The organism is Agrobacterium sp. SORGH_AS_0440 (genome assembly GCF_031453135.1).
Taxonomy (GTDB): Bacteria; Pseudomonadota; Alphaproteobacteria; order Rhizobiales; family Rhizobiaceae; genus Agrobacterium; species Agrobacterium pusense.
The window spans coordinates 808517-827946 of record NZ_JAVIYR010000002.1 but is presented as its reverse complement, the minus strand read 5'-3'; the positions used below and the strand labels follow the sequence as shown (position 1 = coordinate 827946).

Annotated in this window: 22 protein-coding genes; 8 read left to right on the top strand and 14 right to left on the bottom strand. The window is 60.9% G+C overall.

The window, feature by feature from the left end:
* Positions 1-54: 54 nt before the first annotated feature.
* Positions 55-399 carry a hypothetical protein gene (locus QE453_RS13305; protein ID WP_037091660.1) on the top strand — a complete coding sequence of 115 codons (345 nt, stop codon included), beginning with the start codon at positions 55-57 and terminating at the stop codon, positions 397-399.
* A gap of 6 nt (positions 400-405) precedes the next feature.
* Here the strand turns inward: QE453_RS13305 and QE453_RS13300 are convergent, their stop codons facing one another.
* A complete protein-coding gene (locus QE453_RS13300) occupies positions 406-948 on the bottom strand; it encodes a GNAT family N-acetyltransferase (protein ID WP_022555811.1) in 543 nt (180 codons plus the stop codon).
* Between the two features lie 96 nt (positions 949-1044).
* Between QE453_RS13300 and QE453_RS13295 the strand changes: the two genes are divergently transcribed.
* Positions 1045-1932: a LysR family transcriptional regulator gene (locus QE453_RS13295; RefSeq protein ID WP_309777243.1), complete on the top strand. Its 888-nt coding sequence runs from the start codon at positions 1045-1047 to the stop codon at positions 1930-1932.
* Between the two features lie 227 nt (positions 1933-2159).
* Here QE453_RS13295 and QE453_RS13290 read toward each other — a convergent pair whose 3' ends face one another.
* Positions 2160-4508: a methyl-accepting chemotaxis protein gene (locus QE453_RS13290; protein ID WP_309777241.1), complete on the bottom strand. Its 2349-nt coding sequence runs from the start codon at positions 4506-4508 to the stop codon at positions 2160-2162.
* A 166-nt stretch (positions 4509-4674) separates the two neighbouring features.
* Positions 4675-5556 (bottom strand): branched-chain amino acid aminotransferase, encoded by an 882-nt coding sequence (locus QE453_RS13285; protein ID WP_004440555.1) that lies wholly within the window; start codon positions 5554-5556, stop codon positions 4675-4677.
* A gap of 337 nt (positions 5557-5893) precedes the next feature.
* Between QE453_RS13285 and tam the strand changes: the two genes are divergently transcribed.
* Complete coding sequence (gene tam / locus QE453_RS13280; RefSeq protein WP_004440553.1) at positions 5894-6664, top strand: trans-aconitate 2-methyltransferase; 771 nt, start codon at positions 5894-5896, stop codon at positions 6662-6664.
* Positions 6665-6913: 249 nt separating this feature from the next.
* On the opposite strand, the gene QE453_RS13275 is transcribed toward tam, so the two are convergent.
* Positions 6914-7282, bottom strand: coding sequence for a VOC family protein (locus tag QE453_RS13275; RefSeq protein ID WP_004440552.1), 369 nt, complete (start codon positions 7280-7282; stop codon positions 6914-6916).
* 48 nt (positions 7283-7330) lie between these two features.
* Positions 7331-8038, bottom strand: coding sequence for a YafY family protein (locus tag QE453_RS13270; RefSeq protein WP_060942517.1), 708 nt, complete (start codon positions 8036-8038; stop codon positions 7331-7333).
* 186 nt (positions 8039-8224) lie between these two features.
* On the opposite strand from QE453_RS13270, the gene QE453_RS13265 reads away from it, so the two are divergent.
* A complete protein-coding gene (locus QE453_RS13265; protein ID WP_244405144.1) occupies positions 8225-9148 on the top strand; it encodes a bestrophin family protein in 924 nt (307 codons plus the stop codon).
* 111 nt (positions 9149-9259) lie between these two features.
* Positions 9260-10087, top strand: a complete 828-nt coding sequence (locus QE453_RS13260) for an aldo/keto reductase (RefSeq protein ID WP_153776727.1) — start codon at positions 9260-9262, stop codon at positions 10085-10087.
* Between the two features lie 25 nt (positions 10088-10112).
* Here QE453_RS13260 and QE453_RS13255 read toward each other — a convergent pair whose 3' ends face one another.
* The 3 genes from QE453_RS13255 to QE453_RS13245 form a co-directional block, all read right to left on the bottom strand.
* Complete coding sequence (locus QE453_RS13255) at positions 10113-10724, bottom strand: LysE family translocator (protein WP_174150762.1); 612 nt, start codon at positions 10722-10724, stop codon at positions 10113-10115.
* Between the two features lie 186 nt (positions 10725-10910).
* Positions 10911-11750: an AraC family transcriptional regulator gene (locus QE453_RS13250; protein WP_037091675.1), complete on the bottom strand. Its 840-nt coding sequence runs from the start codon at positions 11748-11750 to the stop codon at positions 10911-10913.
* 70 nt (positions 11751-11820) lie between these two features.
* On the bottom strand, positions 11821-12579 hold the full coding sequence (locus QE453_RS13245) for an SDR family oxidoreductase (RefSeq protein ID WP_309777237.1): 759 nt from the start codon (positions 12577-12579) through the stop codon (positions 11821-11823).
* Positions 12580-12681: 102 nt separating this feature from the next.
* On the opposite strand from QE453_RS13245, the gene QE453_RS13240 reads away from it, so the two are divergent.
* Entirely contained in the window at positions 12682-13113 is a 432-nt protein-coding gene (locus tag QE453_RS13240; protein WP_309777235.1) for a helix-turn-helix domain-containing protein, read from the top strand.
* Positions 13114-13119: 6 nt separating this feature from the next.
* Here the strand turns inward: QE453_RS13240 and QE453_RS13235 are convergent, their stop codons facing one another.
* Positions 13120-13512: a hypothetical protein gene (locus QE453_RS13235; RefSeq protein ID WP_045532513.1), complete on the bottom strand. Its 393-nt coding sequence runs from the start codon at positions 13510-13512 to the stop codon at positions 13120-13122.
* Positions 13513-13824: 312 nt separating this feature from the next.
* Between QE453_RS13235 and QE453_RS13230 the strand changes: the two genes are divergently transcribed.
* Positions 13825-15396, top strand: a complete 1572-nt coding sequence (locus tag QE453_RS13230; RefSeq protein WP_309777233.1) for a DUF853 domain-containing protein — start codon at positions 13825-13827, stop codon at positions 15394-15396.
* Between the two features lie 53 nt (positions 15397-15449).
* Here QE453_RS13230 and QE453_RS13225 read toward each other — a convergent pair whose 3' ends face one another.
* The 3 genes from QE453_RS13225 to QE453_RS13215 are packed head-to-tail and all read right to left on the bottom strand — an operon-like array spanning position 15450 to position 17006.
* Positions 15450-15800 carry an Atu4866 domain-containing protein gene (locus QE453_RS13225; RefSeq protein WP_282454996.1) on the bottom strand — a complete coding sequence of 117 codons (351 nt, stop codon included), beginning with the start codon at positions 15798-15800 and terminating at the stop codon, positions 15450-15452.
* Positions 15797-16273, bottom strand: a complete 477-nt coding sequence (locus QE453_RS13220; RefSeq protein WP_309777228.1) for a carboxymuconolactone decarboxylase family protein — start codon at positions 16271-16273, stop codon at positions 15797-15799. The genes QE453_RS13225 and QE453_RS13220 overlap by 4 nt, the downstream gene beginning before the upstream one ends.
* Before the next feature lie 10 nt (positions 16274-16283).
* Positions 16284-17006 carry an SDR family oxidoreductase gene (locus tag QE453_RS13215; protein WP_037091684.1) on the bottom strand — a complete coding sequence of 241 codons (723 nt, stop codon included), beginning with the start codon at positions 17004-17006 and terminating at the stop codon, positions 16284-16286.
* A 121-nt stretch (positions 17007-17127) separates the two neighbouring features.
* Between QE453_RS13215 and QE453_RS13210 the strand changes: the two genes are divergently transcribed.
* On the top strand, positions 17128-18024 hold the full coding sequence (locus QE453_RS13210; RefSeq protein WP_309777225.1) for a LysR family transcriptional regulator: 897 nt from the start codon (positions 17128-17130) through the stop codon (positions 18022-18024).
* 39 nt (positions 18025-18063) lie between these two features.
* On the opposite strand, the gene QE453_RS13205 is transcribed toward QE453_RS13210, so the two are convergent.
* Both QE453_RS13205 and QE453_RS13200 read right to left on the bottom strand, forming a co-directional pair.
* Positions 18064-18843 carry a VOC family protein gene (locus QE453_RS13205; protein ID WP_037091688.1) on the bottom strand — a complete coding sequence of 260 codons (780 nt, stop codon included), beginning with the start codon at positions 18841-18843 and terminating at the stop codon, positions 18064-18066.
* A gap of 93 nt (positions 18844-18936) precedes the next feature.
* Positions 18937-19425 carry a DUF1579 domain-containing protein gene (locus QE453_RS13200; protein WP_035209477.1) on the bottom strand — a complete coding sequence of 163 codons (489 nt, stop codon included), beginning with the start codon at positions 19423-19425 and terminating at the stop codon, positions 18937-18939.
* Positions 19426-19430: the final 5 nt, after the last annotated feature.

Genomic DNA, 19430 nt, shown 5'->3' with positions numbered 1-19430 from the left:
CCGTTTTCCACCCTATCGGTTCGCTTTTGATCGAGATTGCAGGAAGGAAATTCCATGATACGCCCGATGATCCACACAGCCGCCCTTCTTGTTGCCGTCTCGTCGGCTGTCCTGCCTGTGTCCGCATCTTCGGACGATGCGTGGAAGGAATTCGTGGCTGATGTGCAGACTGCCTGTCTTGCCGCAGCCGGAGACATGATCGACGACTCCAAGGCGGTCGTCGATCCCGTTGGCAGCGAGAATTACGGTCTTGCCATCCTGACCGGCAGGGCAAAGGGCGCGGATGTGACGGTCAGCCATATCTGCGTCTATGACAAGAAGACAAAGGCCGTGGAACTCGGCAGCGAACTTGCCGGCGATACGCTGAAGGTGGAAATTCCCGGCTCCACCAAGCCCTGACGCGGGTCAGAAACGCGGCGTGGTATCGCCTTCGCCCAGTGCGCGCTGCATCAGCACCGTGTCCAGCCATTGACCGTGTTTCCAGCCGATGGATTTGAAGGTTCCGACGTGCTCGAAACCGGCGGCGCGATGTACGCCGACCGAAGCCGCATTTGCGCTGTCGCCGATGACGGCGATCATCTGCCGGAAGCCGCGCACGGTCGCCTCCTTGATGAGCGCGTCGAGCAGCTTGCGGCCAATACCCATGCCTTTCATCGAAGGGTCGATGTAAACGGAATCCTCAACCGTCGCGCCATAGGCCGGGCGGGCGCGATAGGCCCCGGCATAGGCATATCCCGCCACCTTGCCGTCACGCTCAGCGACGAGATAGGGGAAATTTCCCTCCACCAGAAGGCGGCGGCGCTCCGCCATCGTTTCGGCCGTTGGCGGATCGATCTCGAAGCTGGCGCGGCCATGCAAAACGGCGTCCCGGTAAATTTCGGTAATGGCTGGGATATCCGCCTCTTCACAGGGGCGGATCAGAAGGCTGGAAACGGTGGAAAGGGTCATTCTCTTGTCCTGCGGATCATTCACGCCGTCATTGTGCATTGCGGCGCAGCCAAAATAAAGATTATCTGACTTATACAAACGATAAGGTTTTCTTTGATGATGGATCTCGACCTTCGGCAAGTGCGAAGTTTCATGGATGTGGCCGATCTCGCCAGCTTTTCCGCCGCCGCCGACAAGGCCGGAGTGACGCAGCCGGCCATCAGCCTGCACATAAGGCTGCTTGAAAAACAGCTGGGTGTGCGGCTGATCGAGAGGGTGGGCAGGCGCGCCCAGCCGACGGCGGCGGGCCGCGACTTCCTCATTCATGCAAGGCGGATTGCAGAAGAGGTGGCGCACGCCATCGATACGGTCGCGCCGCATCGCAGCGGGGTGACGGGACGCCTGCGCATCGGCACGGGCGCCACCGCCTGCATCTATCTCCTGCCGCCGGTTCTGGGGCGGATTCGCGCAGCCATGCCTGGCATCGAGATCGTGGTGCAGACGGGCAATACCCACGATATCCTGCGGCTTCTGGAGGCCAACACGATCGACGCCGCCGTGGTGGCCCTGCCCGCCAGCGGCCGCAGCCTCGATATCAGCGATATCCATTTCGATGAGATGGTCGCCGTCTTCCCGAAAGATATGATCGCGGACACAGGGCTGCTCACCGCAGATGTGCTCTCGACCAAGCCGCTGTTGCTCTACGAGGGCGGCAATACGCGCAGGCTGGTGGATCAATGGTTCGCTGCAAGCGGTCGTGCCGTGCAGCCGACGATGGAACTCGGCAGCGTGGAAGCCATCAAGAAACTTGCAGGCGCCGGGCTTGGCCTTGCCATCGTTCCACGCATGGCAGTGGAACAGGACGCCACTCCATCGGGGCTGCAATGGCGCTCACTCAATCCGCCGCTCGAACGCCGGATCGCTCTCGCGATGCGGCGCGACAAACACATGACTGCGCCGCTGCGGGCGCTTGCCGCAGCACTGCCGGATGTGCGGAAAAGGTGAAGTCCGCGCCGGTTGCGAGGGCCGGCTTCGACCTGTTGACGACATGGAACCGTACTCTTTCATCCGTCATGCCGGACTGGATCCGGCATCCAGCCACGGCGCGTCTGCGCCGTGAAGAGAGTTTTTCGCGATCAAGGACTTGATCGCGCTGGACCCCGGATCCAGTCCGGGGTGACGGAGCCCATAACCAAGCCTCCACCCACACATTCAGTCCACGAGTTTCGTTCTCAGAACTCCGTCCAGTCGTCACCCTTCACGGCCAGTGCCGCATTGCCGCGTGCAACGATCGGGCGGGCTTTCGGGGCGGAGGTGACCGGCGCAGGGGCCGGGCTTGCAGCGCGCTGCATCTGCCGCGCCGTCTCCCGCAGGGCCGAGGTCTGGTGGCCGAGCTGGAACTGCGCCAGCAGCGCCTGGAGGTTGGCGCATTCCTGTGCGAGCCCCGCACCGGCCGCATTCATTTCCTCGACCATGGCAGCATTCTGCTGCGTGGCCTGATCCATGTGGTTGACGGCGGTGTTGACCTCGGAAAGGCCGGCAGACTGTTCCTGTGCTGCGGTCGCGATGGCGTCCATGTGGCTGTTGACGGAAAGCACCAGCTGCTCGATCTCGGAAAGCCCGACGCCGGTATCGGCCACCAGCTTCACGCCTTCGCCCACCGCGACGGCTGACGTATTGATGAGCTGCTTGATTTCCTTGGCCGCATTGGCGGAGCGCTGCGCCAGTTCGCGCACCTCCTGTGCAACGACGGCAAAGCCCTTGCCGGCATCGCCCGCCCTCGCCGCTTCAACGCCGGCATTCAGCGCCAGAAGGTTGGTCTGGAAGGCGATCTCATCGATCACGCCGATGATCTGACCGATCTGACGCGAGGAATGTTCGATGCGTTCCATGGCGGCAACGGCATCGCGCACCACCTTGCCGGAAAGATCGGCCTTCGTCCGCGCTTCCCGTACCGTGTCGCGCGCTTCGCCGGCGCGTTTGGACGTGGCGGACACGTTGGCGGTGATTTCTTCCAGCGCGGCGGCTGTCTCTTCCAGGGAGGCGGCCTGCTGTTCGGTGCGGCGGGAAAGATCGTCGGATGCCGACGACACCTCGTGTGCGCCGCCATTCACCGTCTGCACGGACTGGCCGACGCTGGTCAGCGCTTCGCGAAGCTGGTGCACGGAGCTGTTGAAATCGTGCCGTAGCGCCTCGAATTGCGGCGCGAATGGCGTGGCGATCTCGCAGAGCATATCGCCCGAGGCGAGGCGGCGCAGGCTGCCTGCCAGCGAACCCGTCGCCTGGTTGAGCCGTGCTTCGGCTTCGGCCTCGGCACGCTGCTGCAGCTCGATGCGGTCGCGTTCGGCCTGTTCCCGGTTTGCGACGGCATCCGCCTCCAGCTGCCGATTGCGGATGGCGGCCTCACGGAAAACTTCCACGGCCCGGGCCATCTCGCCGATCTCGTCACCGCGTTTTGCGCCAGCGATATCGATTGCTAGATTGCCGCCCGACAGTGCCATCATGGCATTGGTCAGCCGGCTGATCGGCCGGGTGACGCGGCCGACGATGACGGCGAGCGAGACAATGCAGAGGGCAAGCGTGACCACGAAGACCGCGAGAAAGATCACCGCATCGGTGAAGGCTTCCTGTTTCGCCTTCTCGGCGTTGGCATCCAGCACGTCCATGGCGGCAGAAGCGATCTTGGCAGTCGTGCCGAGATTTTCCGTGACGGTGGTGCGCCAGCTATCCATGGTAAAGGACGGCGTGCGGCCATTGTTCAGGTCTTCGATGAGCTTGGTTCGCTGGGCGTTGAAATCGCCCTTGAAATAAGTCTTGTCCGCAGTGGCGTAGATGTCCTTGAGCGATTGCGGCGCCGATTCATGCGCCACGAGATCGCCCGTTGCTTTCCACGCGAAAGCCGCGCCGGCATCGAAGGCGCCGAGCTGCTGCATTTCCTGGGCGGTAAGAGGACGGTTCTGCGCCACAGCAGCGTTGAGGACAACGGTGGCGCTGCCACCAAGCGCGCGGGCGGACCAGCCGTAGGATCGCAGCTGAATGAGGCCTGTCTGGCCCTGATCCAGCGAACGGACGGCGCCTTCCAACGCAGTCGAGCCGGCTTCGAGAGACGCAAGGAAATCGGCGCCCAGCGTCATCACGGTCTTGTCGAGGCCGTTTTCGCGCCGATCAAGCGGCTGGGAAATATTGGCGTCCACCTTCTTTCGCAGGTCGACGAACTGTGCGTAGACATCGCTCACGCGCTTGAGCGGCCCCTGGAGCTTCGCATCTGCAATCGACGGAGACTGCGCGATAAAGGCCGTCATGGCGGCATCCACCTTCTGACGCGCCGCCTGCACGCTGGCGACGCTGCCCGCCGATTTCGAAGGATCGACAGTGAGCGCGGTGGCGCTGTCGCCGCGCTCACTGCGGAAATTCAGAAGCGCGTTGAAGAGAAGCTTGTCGAGCGCGACAAGCTGCGCAACCTCAGAAAAGGCGCTGGCGCGATTGACCGAGCGCCAGGCTTCGTTGCCGACCAGACCGGCAAGTGCAAGGCTGATGGTGAGAAAAAAACCTACAAGTACATTTCGAATGCTGAAAGACATCTGGCGGCCCCCGCTGCCCGGAAGTGAAGATGTCGCAAGTTACAATTCTGTTTTCTAAAATTGGATTAAATTACCCCCTGTTTTCAGGGTTTTTTTGCATCGCAAAAAAATGGCCATGACCGACCGAATGTCTGTCATGGCCGTTTCACGCGAATAGATGCAGAATTCAGACGTCTGCGCCGAGACGTGCCCATTCCATATAAAGATCAAGCGCCTTGCGGGCGACCGGGCCGGCCTGCAGCTCGCGGTCGTCGAGCTTCACGACAGGCGAAACCTTGGAATAGTTGCCGGAGCAGAAGATTTCGTCGGCCTCACGGAAATCCTCAACCGAAAGCGTCGCTTCCCGCACGTCAAAACCGGCCTGGCGCAGAAGACCGATCACGCGTGAACGGGTGATGCCGGCAAGGAAGGTACGGTTCGGGACCGGCGTGAGAACGACGCCGTCCTTGACCATGAAGATGTTGGCGGAGGCTGACTCCGCGACATTGCCGTTCATGTCCCGCATCAGGGCGTTGTCGAAACCGCGTGAGCGCGCTTCCAGAATCGCGCGGCCGCTATTCGGATAAAGGCTGCCTGCCTTCGCGTCCGTCATTGCCGTTTCCGGCGAGGGGCGGCGCAGCGGCGAGACGGTGAGCGTCAGCGGCTTGCCGGCGTCCATCGGCGCTTCGAAAAGGCAGAGCGCAAACCGGGTGGAACTGGCATCCGGTGCAACGACGCTGCCGGGCATGCCGTGTTCGGCCCAGTACATCGGCTTGATGTAGATCGCCATCTTGCCATCAAATTTCTTGACGCCCTCGAGCGCCAGGGCCTCGATTTCCTCGGCGGTCATGGTCGGCTTCATGCCCATGTTGACGGCAGAGCGATTGACGCGCTGGCAGTGCAGATCAAGATCAGGCGCGACGCCATCGAACCAGCGTGCACCATCGAATACCGTAGAGGCCAGCCACATGGCATGCGAGGTTGGCCCGATGAGCGGCGGATTGCCAGGCAGCCATTGACCGTCAACATAGGTCCAGGTGGTTGATCGGGGTGCGGTATCGACGCTCATGATGGTCTCCTGTCTCGAGCGTTTCCGTTCGGTAAAAACGCTCCGTCTTTTTGTTCTGATGCATTGCCGGATGAGGAACGCTGTGCGCGCGCAACCTGGCATGTGCGGGAAATCGGCCGGAGTGAATGCCTCTCCCTCAATGAGGTCAAGTTTTAATTGCCGCGATTTCTGATTTTGATGGAAAATAACAAAGCAGCGGCCCCGGCAGGATGTTTTATGAGGCGAAACAAAAGGTTGGTGAATAGATTCATCACAATAATTCATCGATTGAATGATGGCGGGGCGATTTCGCCCATGCGATGCTGACGATCTGACGGCAGTCCGCAGGAGAAAAATCATGGCATGGTCCGCACAGCAATATCTGAAATTCGAAGACGAGCGGACGCGCCCGGCGCGGGATCTCCTGGCCCAGGTGCCGCTGGAGCGGGTGCTGAACGGCTATGACCTCGGTTGCGGTCCCGGCAATTCCACCGAGCTTCTGACCGACCGTTACGGCGTCAATGTCATCACCGGTATTGATAGCGATGATGATATGCTGGCGAAGGCAGCAGACCGGCTGCCGACCACCCGCTTCGGCAAGGCCGACCTCGCGCATTGGAAACCGGCGCAGAAGGCGGACCTGCTTTACGCCAATGCCGTTTTCCAGTGGGTGCCGGATCATCTCGCCATTCTTTCGCAACTGATGGACCAGCTGGAAAGCGGCGGCGTTCTGGCCGTGCAGATGCCTGACAATCTGCAGGAGCCGACGCATATCGCGATGCATGAGACAGGTGACGAAGGCCCATGGAAGCAGACTTTTTCCGATGGCCGGTTGCGGCGCAAACCCCTGCCCGCACCTTCGGATTATTTCAACGCGCTTTCACCGAAATCCGTGCGGGTGGATGTGTGGCACACGATCTATAATCACCCGATGAAAGATGCGGATAGCATTGTCGAATGGGTGAAGGGCACGGGGCTGCGCCCCTATCTCGCCGCCGCCGGCGAGGAGAACCGCGAAGCCTTTCTCGCCGACTATACGCGGCGTATCAGGGAGGCCTATCCGCCGATGGCGGATGGTCGGTTGCTTCTGCGGTTTCCCCGCCTTTTTGTCGTGGCGGTCAAGACGTAGGGCATCAGATGCGACGTGCGATTTTCACACGCGGACGCCTCCCCACCGCCCTCATTCCTGTGCCTGTCCCAGGAATCCAGCCAGCCCAAGTCCTTGGGCTGACAGGGCTCTCCCCTCCGCGCAGACGCGCGTCGACTGGATTCCTGTGACAAGCACAGGGATGAGGAGAGTGCGGAGCAGGAGCGTGCGGAATACCGCGTGCGTGGACGAGGATGGCTTTGTTTGACCAACCGGCCAAGCCGCTTGTCATCAGCTCGCGAAGGCATAGACCCGGAGGCGATGGCTGTCCGGGTCGGCGGCCGTGAAGGTATAACCGAACTCCATTTTCGCTGGCTGCTGCAGCATGGCGACGCCTCTTGCCTTCCAGCTCGCGAAAGTCTCTTCCACCTGAAGGTCGTTTTCGACGCGGAAGGCGAGTTCGACGCCGCCGCCCGTAACGGATGCCTTCGGTTCCACCGTGTGCCGCGACCAGAGGCCGAGCTTCATGCCGTTGGCAAGGACGAAGAGGGAAAATGTCGGGGAGGCTTCGACGGGATCGACGCCCAGCAGGGCCTTGTAGAACTCGGTGCTGGCCGGCGGATTATCGACGTAAAGAATGGTGAAATCGGGGTGGGTCATGGTTGTTCTCCTGTGTTGCGGATGAACGGTTTCTAGACCCCGATGCTGTCAGTTTTTGTCAGCATGTTGCCGCCGCCGCTGTTTTTCCCGTTCGCGCCATTCTTTCAGCAGCACCTGGCGGCGGCGCGGATAACGGCCGTCGAGGGGACGAAAGCTTTCGATGCGGTCAGCCCGGAAACTGCGGTAGTCCTGGCGTGTCTCGCACCAGCCCAGCACCACCCGCACCAGATCGAAAAAAGCGAGTGCGAAAGGCCAGATAACCCGCTCCGTCACGTCTCCCTTTTCGTCGCGATAGGTGATGACGACCCTGCTTTCCCTGCGAATCGTATCGCGAATGGCCGCCAGATCGACATGGATGGCCGCAAGCCCCTGCCCCGGACCGACAAGCAGGGTGGAGTGATCGAGTTCCTCCCGCAGGGCTTCGGGCAGAACGGCGCCGATCTTGACGAGTGCGGCGCGCGCAGCCTCCGCCAGTCCGGCATCGGCGCGGCCCGCCACCCAGCGCGAGCCGAGCACCAGCGCCTCGATTTCGTGCTGGGAAAACATCAACGGCGGCAGCAGGAAACCGGGACGCAGCACATAACCCACGCCCGCTTCGCCCTCGATATCGGCGCCCTGCGCCTGAAGCGTTGCTATATCACGGTAGAGCGTGCGCAGGCTGACGCCGGTCTTCGCGGCAAGGGCTGCACCACTCACCGGCATGCGGTGGGAACGAAGAATCTGCAACAGATCAAGAAGCCGTTGTGAACGTGACACGCGACATTTCCTTCCACCCCGCACGGTCGGATCATCTATTGACGATGCCTGCGATAGACGCGTAGCGCTGCCAGCCGCCGTGCGCAACCACGCAGAAAAGGGTGGACAAGGCCGCGTAGCCAGCATGTAGATAGGGTCGGGCATTTTCACGCGCCCCACCCGCCACAGGCATTTCGAGTTTCCACCATGATCGTTCGTCCAAAACCGAACCTGCTGCAGCTTTTCCTCATCGTGCGCGGCTCCATCATCGTCCGCATCTTTCCGCAGGTGCTTGCGGTTTTCCTGCTGTCGACGCTGGTGGTCTGGGCGCACAAGGATCGCCCGGATCTGGTGCCGGCGCTAAATGGAGCGCCGTTCTCGCTGCTCGGCATCGCGCTTTCGGTGTTTCTCGGTTTTCGCGCCAATGCCTGTTACGATCGCTGGTGGGAAGCACGCAAGCAGTGGGGCGCGCTGATTACCGTGGCCCGCACGCTCTCGCGCCAGACCGTGATGCTGGAAGGCCGGCAGGATGTGGCCGATCCCGTCACCCGCAGACGGATCACCGATCTTGTCATCGCCTTCTGTCACGCGCTGGTCTCACATCTGCGTCCGGCGAATGCGACGGTCGCCACCTGCCTCATTCCGGAGGACCTTTCGCAGACCTATGCCCGCAGCCGCAACAGGCCGGACATGCTGCTGCGGGAAATATCCGGCGCCATCGTCTCCGCTCATGACAAAGGCCAGATCAGCGATATACAGTTGCAGATGCTGGATGCGACCGTGCAGCAGATGGGCGCCGCACAGGCTTCGTGCGAGCGCATTCGCCACACGCCGGTTCCTTTCGGTTATTCGCTGCTGCTGCACCGGACCGCGCATCTTTTCTGCCTTCTCCTGCCGTTCGGTTTCACCGATCTGCTCGGCTGGGCGACGCCTTTCACGAGTACGTTGATCGCCTATACGTTTTTCGGCCTCGATGCGCTGTCCGACGAGCTGGAGGACCCCTTCGGCACCGGCCTCAACGCGCTGCCGATAAATGCCCTTGCCACCACAATCGAGATCAATCTGCGCGAGGCGATCGGCGATACCGACCTGCCGGCCGATCCGCGTCCGGTGGATTACGTGCTGATGTGACTGGCGTCGCCGGGTTGAAACCGATCGTGCGGATACCAGTTAATGAAAGACGGCTTCCCTGCCCCCCGGCGTCCGCGCCGGCCATGTTTCAGCAAACAGGAGAGACATCCCATGTATGACGTCAGCGCAAATGGCGCGAACATTCCCGCCCTCGGTTTCGGCACCTTCCGCATTCCGGAAGACGATGTCAGGCGCATTCTGCCGGAGGCGCTGAAGCTCGGTTTCCGCCATGTCGATACCGCGCAGATCTACAAGAACGAAGGGGCCGTGGGCGAAGTCATCGCCAAGTCGGGCATTTCCCGGCACGATATATTCCTGACCACAAAGGTCTGGGTGGACCGCTATCGCCACGACGATTTTCTCGCTTCCGTCGATGAGAGTCTTGCAAAGCTGAAGACCGACTATGTCGACCTTTTGCTGCTGCACTGGCCAAAGAGCGATGTGCCGCTTGCCGAGCGCATGGGCGCGCTGAACGCGGTGCGCAAGGCCGGAAAGGCGCGCAATATCGGCATTTCCAACTTTAACGTGGCGCTGACCGACGAGGCGGTGAAACTGTCCGACACGCCGCTTGCCACCAACCAGATCGAATATCACCCCTATCTCGACCAGACCAAGGTGATTGCGGCTGCGCGCAAGCACGGCATGTCGGTGACAGCCTATTACCTGATGGCCGACGGCAAGGTGCCGAACGACCCTGTTCTGAAGGATATCGGCGCGAGGCATGGCAAAACCGCCGCGCAGGTAACCCTTCGCTGGGCGGTGCAACAGCCGGATATCGTGGCGCTTTCCAAGACGGCGACGGAAAGCCGCCTCAAGGAAAATTTCGATATTTTCGATTTCGCGCTCTCGGAAGAAGAAATGCAGGCAATCCATGCGCTGGCAAAGCCGAATGGCCGCATTGTCAGCCCCGGCCACCTCGCGCCCGACTGGGACAACTGAGGCGACGGGGCCTTGCGGTCCCGTTTTATCGCTCGGTCAAGGCCAGCTTTGCCCCCAGCGCCACGAATGCGGCGGCGAAGCTGCGTCTCAGCCAGGCGAGGACCGCTGGGCGTGATATCACCTGACGCCTTACGGAGGCGGCAAAGCTGCCATAAAGCGCAAAGACCAGAAAGGTCATGGCCATGAAGATCAGGCCGAGATCGACCATGCGCCATGTCGGCAAAGCCTCATCCGGCGCGATGAACTGCGGCAGGAAGGCAAAAAAGAAGATCGACAGTTTCGGGTTCAGCAGATTGATGAGGATCGCCTCACCGATGACGCGGGCGGCTTTTTGCGGCTGCCTCGTCTCATCGATCTTCAGCGCGCCATTCTCCTGCAGCGTGTTCCACGCCATGTAGAGCAGATAGGCGACCCCCAGATATTTGACCACGCTAAAGGCCAGCGCACTGGTGTGCAGGATCGCGGCAAGACCGGTGATGGCGGCGAGCAGATGCGGCACGATACCGAGCGTGCAGCCGAAGGCCGCAATGACGCTCGCCCGCGCCCCCTGCGAAAGGCCGGCAGCCAGCGTGTAAACCACGCCGGTGCCCGGAGAGGCAGCGACGATGAAGGATGTGATGAGGAATTCGGGTGTCATGATGCGGTGTCCTGTGGGTGAAGGACGAGAGCATGGTGATGACTGGGGCGGGTGTCTTGGATGAAATTGCAGGGCCAAATCCGCACACCGTCACCCCGGCCCCCGAGCCGGGGTCCAGCGTGGTCAAGTCCTTGACCACGAAAGACTTCTTTCACGGCGCAGACGCGCCATGGCTGGATGCCGGATCTAGTCCGGCATGACGGAAGAGAGCGACGATCCGCCGCCCGTCGCCGCCCGGTAAACCGCCGGCGTCACCCCGAACTGGCGCACGAAAACCCGGTTCAGATGGCTCTGGTCGGCAAAACCGGCAAGGAAGGCAACCTCGGCCGGCGGCTTACCTCCGGCCAGCGCGTGCCGGGCCAGATGGACGCGCCGCTGGAGAAGATAGCTGTGCGGCGTCAGGCCGGTTGCTTTTGCGAAGGCGCGCAGGAAACGGAATTGGCTGATGCCGGCTTCCGCGGCCAGATCGGCAAGGCGGAACGGGTGGGCAGGGTCGTCATCGATGCTGCTTTTCGCGCGCCTGATGGTGTCGGGCGAGGTCACCACGGGCGGTTTAGCCGCCGTCTCCATCGCAGCCGCCAGAAGCATCAGCAAGGTCTCGTCGCTGTGCAGGGTTTCGCCCGGTCGTTCCTTCGCAGTGACGGCGGAAAAGACAGCGTTGAACCGCTCCGCCAAAGGCCTTGCATCAACAGGATAGGCGAATTCGAAAAAGCCGCGATCCTTCTCACAGACATCGGCAATGACATCGCGCACGATATCGATGTCGAGATAGAGCATCCGCCAGGCGCGGCCGCCCTCCCCGAGCGGGATACCGTCATGTATCTCGCCGGGATTGACGGTGATGACCTGACCGGCGGCCGCTTCCACCATGCCACGGCCGGAAAGCGATTTCTGCGCGCCGCGTTCGATGACGCCGATACCGAATTGATCATGCATATGGCGTGGGAAAGAACGATCGCTATCCGCCACTACGGCGACGACACCGGGCATGCTGGTTTTCGGCATCAGGAACCGGCCTTGGGCCATGAAAGCGCGCACTCCTCAGATAGGAGCGCGACGCTATCACAGGATGTCCCCATGCGACAGACGCTGCCGCTCAAGGATGCATATGGTTGATCATGGCGAAGACCTGATCGAAATTTCCGTTCTGCGCGGCAAACCGCAGCGGCTTGCAGCGTTCCACCACCACTTCCTTCTCGTCCGGACGATTTTCGAGGATATCCATGACCTCGGCAATGAAGGCATCAAGCGGCATGGCTCTTTCATCCTTCGCCTGCCCCTCACCCATCAGCGTCGTCTGCACGTAAGGCGGCACGATTTCGATGACTTCCACCGGCGTCTCTTCAAGCTGCTCGCGCAGAGCAACCGAATAGGCATGAATGGCGGATTTGGTGGCGCTGTAGGTAGGGGTCAGCACCATCGGCACGAAGGCGAGACCGGAGGAGACCGTCAGCACCGTCGCGGCGGGTTGCTTGAGGAAATGCGGCAAAAGCGCCGCCGTCAGGCGGATGGGTGCAAGAAGATTGGTGGCGATGGTTTCTTCGGCCGTGTCCAGATAATCCGGGGCTGCGGCGATGTCTTCCGGCCGCATGATGCCGGCATTGTTGATGACGGCGTTGAGAGTGGGATGGGCCTTTACCAGAGCCTCTGCGAAAGCGCGGATGCCTGCCGCGTCCGTCGCATCCATCACCATCGAGGCCATGCCGGGATTGGCGGCCGTCACCTCGTCGAGCACGGCCTTGCGCCGGCCGGAAATGATGACCCTGTTGCCGACCTTGTGAAAGGCCTCCGCCAGAGCACGACCGATGCCGGAACCGCCGCCGGTGATGAGAATGGTATTGCCAGAGATTTTCATGGGAACATCCTTTGCTTGTTGGCTGAAGGAAGTTAGCTATGATACTCTCCAATCGAAAGTAGGCACCCAAAAGATTTATACTTACCAAATGGAGAGTGTAAGATGAAGCGGCGTGCAGCCGACCCGGCCATCGAGAACCGGCGCAAGGTTCCGCCACCGACGGATACAGATCCGGCAATAGAGGCGCTGGTTCAGGACATCATTGCCAAGGTGGCCGACAAATGGACGATGCTCATTCTCGAAGTGCTGGAAGAGCACGGCACGCTGCGCTTTACGCAGATTGGCAAACATGTGGGCAATATCAGCCAGAAGATGCTGACGAAGACGCTGCGGCAGATGGAAAGCGACGGGCTGGTGCGCCGCACGGTGCATCCCGTCATTCCCCCACATGTGGATTATGGCCTGACGAACCTTGGCCGCACGCTGGGCAGCGCTTTTTGCGGGGTGTGGATATGGGCGGAAACGCACCATGCCGAAATAGAAGAGGCGCGGCGCCTGTTCAACGAACAGCCGCCACGCCCCGCGATGGAATAGTCCGGCTCAGGCGAACTGGCTGAGGCCCGGGACCGAGGCGATCACCTGATCGACGGTTTCATCGCCGGCATGCTGGCGGGCAGCAGCGATGGTTTCCTTGGCGAGGGTGGAAATCTCGCTCATGCCAAGGCCCTGGCTCATCAGCTGCTGGCCAAGCCCCATGATGCCGCCGCCGCCGATGGCGCTCATCAGGCCACCGAGCAGACCGCCGCCGCCGGCACCTTCGCCATTATACTGCGCCACCAGCTCGCTCGCGCCGGGAATGGCTTCGATCATCCGCGCGATCGGGCCGTCTGCAGCCTCGCGCTGGAGAAAACCGAGAATCATGCCAATGGCCTTTTCAGCCAGTTCAGGGTCGATCCCCGCCTTTGCGGCGATCTGATCCACGACTTCGTTCATTCTTGCCTCCTGTTGAAAAACGACGTCAACTTCTGCGAACTGACGTTAACGTCAACGTAAAACAATCTCATGTGGCATTCAAGCGGCCATGAGCGGTGCGGCAACTTTCATCAAGCGCTTTTTCTTCATCGCCATCAAGCAGTTGTTGCGCCTTGAAACTGTCCTTATAAGATCATCGCAACCAAACTATGAAAGGGCTGCTCCCTGCCGGAGTCTCCCTATCATGCCGGAACACTTTTAATTCGGACATGACTTTTGCAAAATCCGCCGCGATTTTAGGGGTCGTGTTTCAGCCGCAGGAGAAATTGGTCGATGTTGCAGGACGGACAGCTCTATATCGGCACCAGCCGCAATCCGGATGACAGCCTGAACAAGGGCGAATATCTGGAACTGAAATTCGGCAACCGGCACGGCCTCATCACCGGCGCGACAGGCACGGGCAAGACCGTGACGTTGCAGGTTCTGGCAGAAGGTTTTTCGAAGGCCGGCGTTCCGGTCTTCTGCGCCGATATCAAGGGTGACCTTTCCGGAATCGCAGCCGAAGGCGAAGCGAAGGACTGGGTGCAGAAGCGCGCCGAACAGATCGGCTTTACCGATTTTTCCTACGGCAAGTCGCCTGTCATCTTCTGGGATCTCTATGGCGAAAAAGGCCATCGCGTGCGTGCCACCATCGCCGAAATGGGGCCGCTGCTGCTCGCCCGGCTGATGGATGCTTCCGAGGCGCAGGAAGGCGTTCTCAACATCGCCTTCAAGATCGCCGATCAGGGCGGGCTGCCGCTGCTCGATCTGAAAGACCTGCAATCGCTCCTCAACTATATGGGCGAAAACGCAACGGAACTCTCCAACCAGTTCGGCCTGATTTCCAAGGCTTCGGTCGGTTCGCTGCAGCGCGGGCTGCTGGTTCTCGAACAGCAGGGCGCTGCCAATTTCTTCGGCGAGCCGGCGTTGAAGATCGCCGACATCATGCGTGTGGGCACGGATGGGCGCGGCACGGTTTCGGTCCTCGCCGCCGACAAGCTGATGATGAACCCGCGCCTTTACGCCACCTTCCTGCTCTGGATGCTCTCCGAACTCTTCGAAGAGCTTCCCGAGGTCGGCGATCCGGAAAAGCCGCGTCTGGTGTTCTTCTTCGATGAAGCGCATCTGCTGTTCAACGATGCGCCGCGCGTGTTGGTGGAGCGTGTGGAGCAGGTCGTGCGCCTCATCCGCTCCAAGGGCGTTGGCGTTTATTTCGTGACGCAGAACCCGCTCGACGTGCCGGAGACCGTGCTTGCCCAGCTCGGCAACCGCGTGCAGCATGCGCTGCGCGCCTATACGCCGCGCGAACAGAAAGCCGTGCGCACGGCGGCGGATACTTTCCGCCAGAACCCCGCCTTCAGCACCGCCGATACCATCACCACGCTCGGCACCGGTGAAGCATTGATCTCCACCCTGCACGACAAGGGCGCGCCCTCCATTGTCGAGCGCACGCTAGTGCGCCCCCCTTCCGGCCGCGTCGGGCCACTGACGGATGCGGAACGCAAATCGCTGATCGATCTCAGCCCCGTCTCCGGCCAATATGACAAGGATATAGACCGGGAATCGGCTTTCGAGATTCTTGCCGCCCGTGCCCAGAAGGCGGCGGAGGCCGAGGCTGCGAAGCGTGCTGAAGAAGAAAATGCCCAAAACCAGTCCGACAACGCCTCCGGCCGCTGGCGCCTGCCCGGCTTCGGTGATGACGAACCTGCGCAAAATTCCAGCGGCTCACGCAACGGCGGCACGCGCCGTTCCGGCTACCAGCGCGAAACGGTGATCGAGGCCGCGATGAAAAGTGCTGCCCGTTCGGTCGCGACTTCGGTAGGCCGCGCCATCGTGCGCGGGATTTTGGGTAGTTTGAAGCGCTGAACAGAGACGCCGCCCGCTCTTGATGAACGGGCGGCGGCCAATTTTCGGTGCGGTCACTTCTCGCGGTAGAAGATCATGCCGCCGTGGTAGAGAATGTCGTCCACGAATTCGCCATCGGCCGTAAAGCCGGTATCGTCCCAATAGTCGATGTGGTTTCCCTTCACCTCATATCGTCCCTGATAGGCGCTCTTGCGGTTACCCCGCGCCTCGTCATAGCGGCCATTGGGCAGAAGTTCCTGACGAATGTGGCCATCGCCGGTGACCCACATGCCGACATACGGATGGTTCTGGATCTCCGCGTTTTCGGTCATGTTCACTTCCGTGGCGTTGCTAGATTTGCGGTTCTCCCCTTCGGCGGAAGCCGCCGCAAGCAGAAGCGCAACCGATGTCGATACGATGTTCATTGTCTCTCCACTCCCGTTGCGGCATTGGCGCGGCGCTCCTCGAACAGTTCCGCAAGCGTGCGTGATGCGGCGATGGCTTTTGGGAAACCGGCCGGGACGGTGATCAGATAGATCATCTCCTTCAGTTCCTCGTCGGTTGCGCCCACATTCAGCGCATAACCGGCATGGACTTTCATCAGATCGCGCTCGCCAAGGGCCGCCATGACAGCGACGGCGGCCAGCTGGCGGGTGCGGTTGTCCAGACCCGGCCGCGACCAGACCTCACCCAGGGCATATCCCTCCGTTGCCTGCGCCAGGAACGGAAACTCCTGCCGCATGCGCTCCAGATTGGCTTGCGGCTGGCCATTATTGAGACTGCGGACGACATCATCGCCACGTTTCAACCGGTCATCCGGATGCTGCGTATTTGCGAGCGCGACGGCATTTCCCACGAGCATTGCAATCGCAAGTGCACTTGAAAAAATGGCTTTCATCTCAATCTCCTCAGGCAGCGGTTGGGCGGACGACGATTTCGTTGACGTCCACATCGTCAGGCTGTTCGATGGCGTAGCGCACCGCGCGGCCGATCGCGTCCGGCTTCAGGGCGATGGCCCTGTAGCTCTGCATCAGTTCGGCGGCGGCCGGGTCGGTGATGGTATGGGCGAGTTCGCTTTCCACCACGCCGGGGTGAATGCAGGTGACACGCAGATCGCGGTTTTCCTGCCGCAGCCCATCCGAAATCGCCCGCACGGCAAATTTCGTGGCGCAATAAACGGCCGCCGTTGGCGAGACCGCGAGCGCGCCAATGGAAGCGATGTTGATGATATGGCCCGAGGCGCGGGCGGTCATCTCGGGCAGAACGGCCGCGACGCCATAAAGCACGCCCTTGATGTTGACGTCGATCATGCGGTCCCATTCATCGACCTTGAGCGACGACATCAGCGACAGCGGCATGATGCCGGCATTGTTGACGATGACGTCGATCTCGCCAAACGCCTTGCGGCCTGCCTCGGCAAAGGCCTCGACGCTGTGCCTGTCGATGACGTCAAGCGGATGGACGACGACTTCAGCCCCTGTCTCGCGCAGTTCTTCGGCCAGCGCCTCAAGGCGATCCAGCCGGCGCGCGCCGAGCACCAGTTTTGCGCCGGCGGCGGCCAGCTCTCGCGCAATGCCTTCACCTATCCCGCTCGATGCACCCGTGATGAGAACAACTTTGTTCAATGTCATGGCTATCTCCTTGCTGTTACGGTCGGCTTTTTCGAAATCGACCGTTGCAGGGAAGATAGCGCTCAGGCATTGTCGCGATAACCACCTTAATAGTTACCTCAATGGATAGAATTTCTAACCAATGAACATTGATCTCAATGCTGTTTCGACGTTCTGCCTTGTTGCCGAGGAACGGAATTTTCGCGCCGTCGCGGACAGGCTGGGCGTCACCCGCTCCGCCGTCAGCCAGACCATCCGCAAGCTTGAGGAGACAATGGGAATTGCGCTTGTCCAACGAACCACCCGCAGCGTGAGCCTGACGGAAGCGGGGCAGCAGCTTTACGCTGATGTCTCGTCTTCCATAGGCGCGATCTCGCAGGCGGCGCAGGCGGCCTCATCGCTTGGCGGCACGGTGCGCGGTCAGCTTCGGCTGGCGGTGTCGTCCATTGCAGAACGTTTCTTGTCGGGACCTCTGCTCGCAAGCTTTGCCGAGGCACATCCCGAAGTGCAGCTCGACATCGTCGTGACGGATGAAGAATTCGATATTGTCGCCGAGCATTACGATGCCGGCGTGCGTTTGGGAGAGCTTATCGAACAGGATATGATTGCCGTTCCGGTATCAGTTCCCCAGCGGCAGCTTGCCGTCTGTTCTCCCGGATATCGGAACAGTTTCGCCCTACCGACGCAGCCGCGCGAGTTGATCGAGCACAGGTGTATCGGCTGGCGGCCTCGTCCGGGTATTGCGCCATACAGATGGGAATTTGCCGAAAACGGTCGGGAATTTGCGGTGGCGGTGGAGCCTGCTTTCACCACCAACGACATGCATCTGATGATCAAGCTGGCCTGTGCCGGTGCAGGCATTACCTTTGGCATGGAAGAGACATTCCGGCCCTATCTGGAGCGCGGAGAGCTTGTTTCCATGCTGGAAGACTATTCGCCCAGCTTCGCAGGGTTTTATCTCTATTATCCCAGCCGTCGCAACCTTGCGCCGAAGCTGCGGGCCTTTATCGATCACGTTCGCCTGTCGAGAGAGCGATGATCTGCCGGACGTTGCCCCGGCAGATCATCAGCAACAGACTTATTTCTTCTGCGAGACCAGCGAGAAATAGGCACCCTGCGGATCGACGCAGTTAACGATCCAGCTGTCGCCGGGCACTTCCATCGGGCCGTTGACGACCTGTCCGCCGCCGGTACTGACGCGGGTGATGGCGTCATCGATGCCATCCACATTGAAGTAATAACCCCAATGGCAGACGGGAACCTGCGGCATGCGTTTCATGATGCCGCCAACGGCTTTGCCGTTATGGGCGAAGATGCGGTACGGGCCCATTTCGCCCATGTCGAAATCATGGTCCTTGGTCCAGCCGAAGACATCGCCGTAGAAGGCCATCGCTTCATCGACATTGTCGGTGAAGAGTTCGTACCAGCCGACATGGCCCTGTTTCGCCTGCGTATCCTCAGGGAAACCGCCGGTTTCCATTGGCTGCGGCGTCATGATGCAGAGCACGGCGCCATAGGGATCGGCCACCACGGCAAAGCGGCCGATTTCCGGGATATCCTGCGGCGGACGTCGGATCGCGCCACCTTTTTCGGCAAAACGTTTTGCCGTCGCGTCCACATCGTCGACATCGACATAGGCCGTCCAGTTCGGCGGAATGCCCTGGCCCTTGTGCTCGTCGGTCAGTTCCATGACGCCGCCCATGCCCTTGCCGTCGGCTTCCAGCACGAGATAAGGCATTTCCGGCGAGCCGAAATCCTTGGTCTGCCAGCCAACGACATGACCATAAAAGCGGGCGGCCGCTTCCATGTCGGGTGTCATCAGCTCGACCCAGATGAATTTTCCATGCGTATCGGACATTGTCGTCTCCTATGGAGGGTTTGGCGGGTGTTTCGGCAAGCGCCCGCCGCAGGGCGCGGCGGCACGTTCGTTCAGATCAAGTCCCGGCGAGCTTTACGACTTGCGCCGGAACTCCGATGTCATGAAGGTCTTGAATGTGCCGTCCGGCTGCCTGACGCTGCCGGAGAAACTGCGGTGATTGTCATCATGCAGCACCAGCACGTCGTGATAGGTCGCGGTGCCGCCGGAACCGTCGAAAGCGGGGCCTTCCGCTTCCAGCGTCAGGGTCTTGCCGTCCTCTTCCAGCCAGCCCTTGTAGACCCAGAGATGCGTCATCATCGACCCTACCCAGGTGCCGACAAAATTGCCCTTGGCCGGATCGAAGCCGACCGTTATGACGGCCGTCATCCGGTCGCCGTCAGGCATCCTGCCGGAGCCTTCGCCGATGATCCATAACCCGCCGATAGAGCGGACGGTCTCCGTAAAACGCTGGTCCGGATCATCAGGATCGTATCCTTCATGGCCGGCAACCATTACCCAGTCGCCGACGAGCCTAGACAGGAATTCGTGTTCCTTCTGCGGCTTGACGCTTTCCATTTCCATTGTCG

What these genes read in the sequence shown, in the direction of transcription:
- QE453_RS13305 (WP_037091660.1), top strand. Translation starts at nt 55, where the DNA reads ATGATACGCCCGATGATCCACACAGCCGCCCTTCTTGTTGCCGTCTCG.
- QE453_RS13300 (WP_022555811.1), bottom strand. Translation starts at nt 948, where the DNA reads ATGACCCTTTCCACCGTTTCCAGCCTTCTGATCCGCCCCTGTGAAGAG.
- QE453_RS13295 (WP_309777243.1), top strand. Translation starts at nt 1,045, where the DNA reads ATGATGGATCTCGACCTTCGGCAAGTGCGAAGTTTCATGGATGTGGCC.
- QE453_RS13290 (WP_309777241.1), bottom strand. Translation starts at nt 4,508, where the DNA reads ATGTCTTTCAGCATTCGAAATGTACTTGTAGGTTTTTTTCTCACCATC.
- QE453_RS13285 (WP_004440555.1), bottom strand. Translation starts at nt 5,556, where the DNA reads ATGAGCGTCGATACCGCACCCCGATCAACCACCTGGACCTATGTTGAC.
- tam (WP_004440553.1), top strand. Translation starts at nt 5,894, where the DNA reads ATGGCATGGTCCGCACAGCAATATCTGAAATTCGAAGACGAGCGGACG.
- QE453_RS13275 (WP_004440552.1), bottom strand. Translation starts at nt 7,282, where the DNA reads ATGACCCACCCCGATTTCACCATTCTTTACGTCGATAATCCGCCGGCC.
- QE453_RS13265 (WP_244405144.1), top strand. Translation starts at nt 8,225, where the DNA reads ATGATCGTTCGTCCAAAACCGAACCTGCTGCAGCTTTTCCTCATCGTG.
- QE453_RS13260 (WP_153776727.1), top strand. Translation starts at nt 9,260, where the DNA reads ATGTATGACGTCAGCGCAAATGGCGCGAACATTCCCGCCCTCGGTTTC.
- QE453_RS13255 (WP_174150762.1), bottom strand. Translation starts at nt 10,724, where the DNA reads ATGACACCCGAATTCCTCATCACATCCTTCATCGTCGCTGCCTCTCCG.
- QE453_RS13250 (WP_037091675.1), bottom strand. Translation starts at nt 11,750, where the DNA reads ATGGCCCAAGGCCGGTTCCTGATGCCGAAAACCAGCATGCCCGGTGTC.
- QE453_RS13245 (WP_309777237.1), bottom strand. Translation starts at nt 12,579, where the DNA reads ATGAAAATCTCTGGCAATACCATTCTCATCACCGGCGGCGGTTCCGGC.
- QE453_RS13240 (WP_309777235.1), top strand. Translation starts at nt 12,682, where the DNA reads ATGAAGCGGCGTGCAGCCGACCCGGCCATCGAGAACCGGCGCAAGGTT.
- QE453_RS13235 (WP_045532513.1), bottom strand. Translation starts at nt 13,512, where the DNA reads ATGAACGAAGTCGTGGATCAGATCGCCGCAAAGGCGGGGATCGACCCT.
- QE453_RS13230 (WP_309777233.1), top strand. Translation starts at nt 13,825, where the DNA reads ATGTTGCAGGACGGACAGCTCTATATCGGCACCAGCCGCAATCCGGAT.
- QE453_RS13225 (WP_282454996.1), bottom strand. Translation starts at nt 15,800, where the DNA reads ATGAACATCGTATCGACATCGGTTGCGCTTCTGCTTGCGGCGGCTTCC.
- QE453_RS13220 (WP_309777228.1), bottom strand. Translation starts at nt 16,273, where the DNA reads ATGAAAGCCATTTTTTCAAGTGCACTTGCGATTGCAATGCTCGTGGGA.
- QE453_RS13215 (WP_037091684.1), bottom strand. Translation starts at nt 17,006, where the DNA reads ATGACATTGAACAAAGTTGTTCTCATCACGGGTGCATCGAGCGGGATA.
- QE453_RS13210 (WP_309777225.1), top strand. Translation starts at nt 17,128, where the DNA reads ATGAACATTGATCTCAATGCTGTTTCGACGTTCTGCCTTGTTGCCGAG.
- QE453_RS13205 (WP_037091688.1), bottom strand. Translation starts at nt 18,843, where the DNA reads ATGTCCGATACGCATGGAAAATTCATCTGGGTCGAGCTGATGACACCC.
- QE453_RS13200 (WP_035209477.1), bottom strand. Translation starts at nt 19,425, where the DNA reads ATGGAAATGGAAAGCGTCAAGCCGCAGAAGGAACACGAATTCCTGTCT.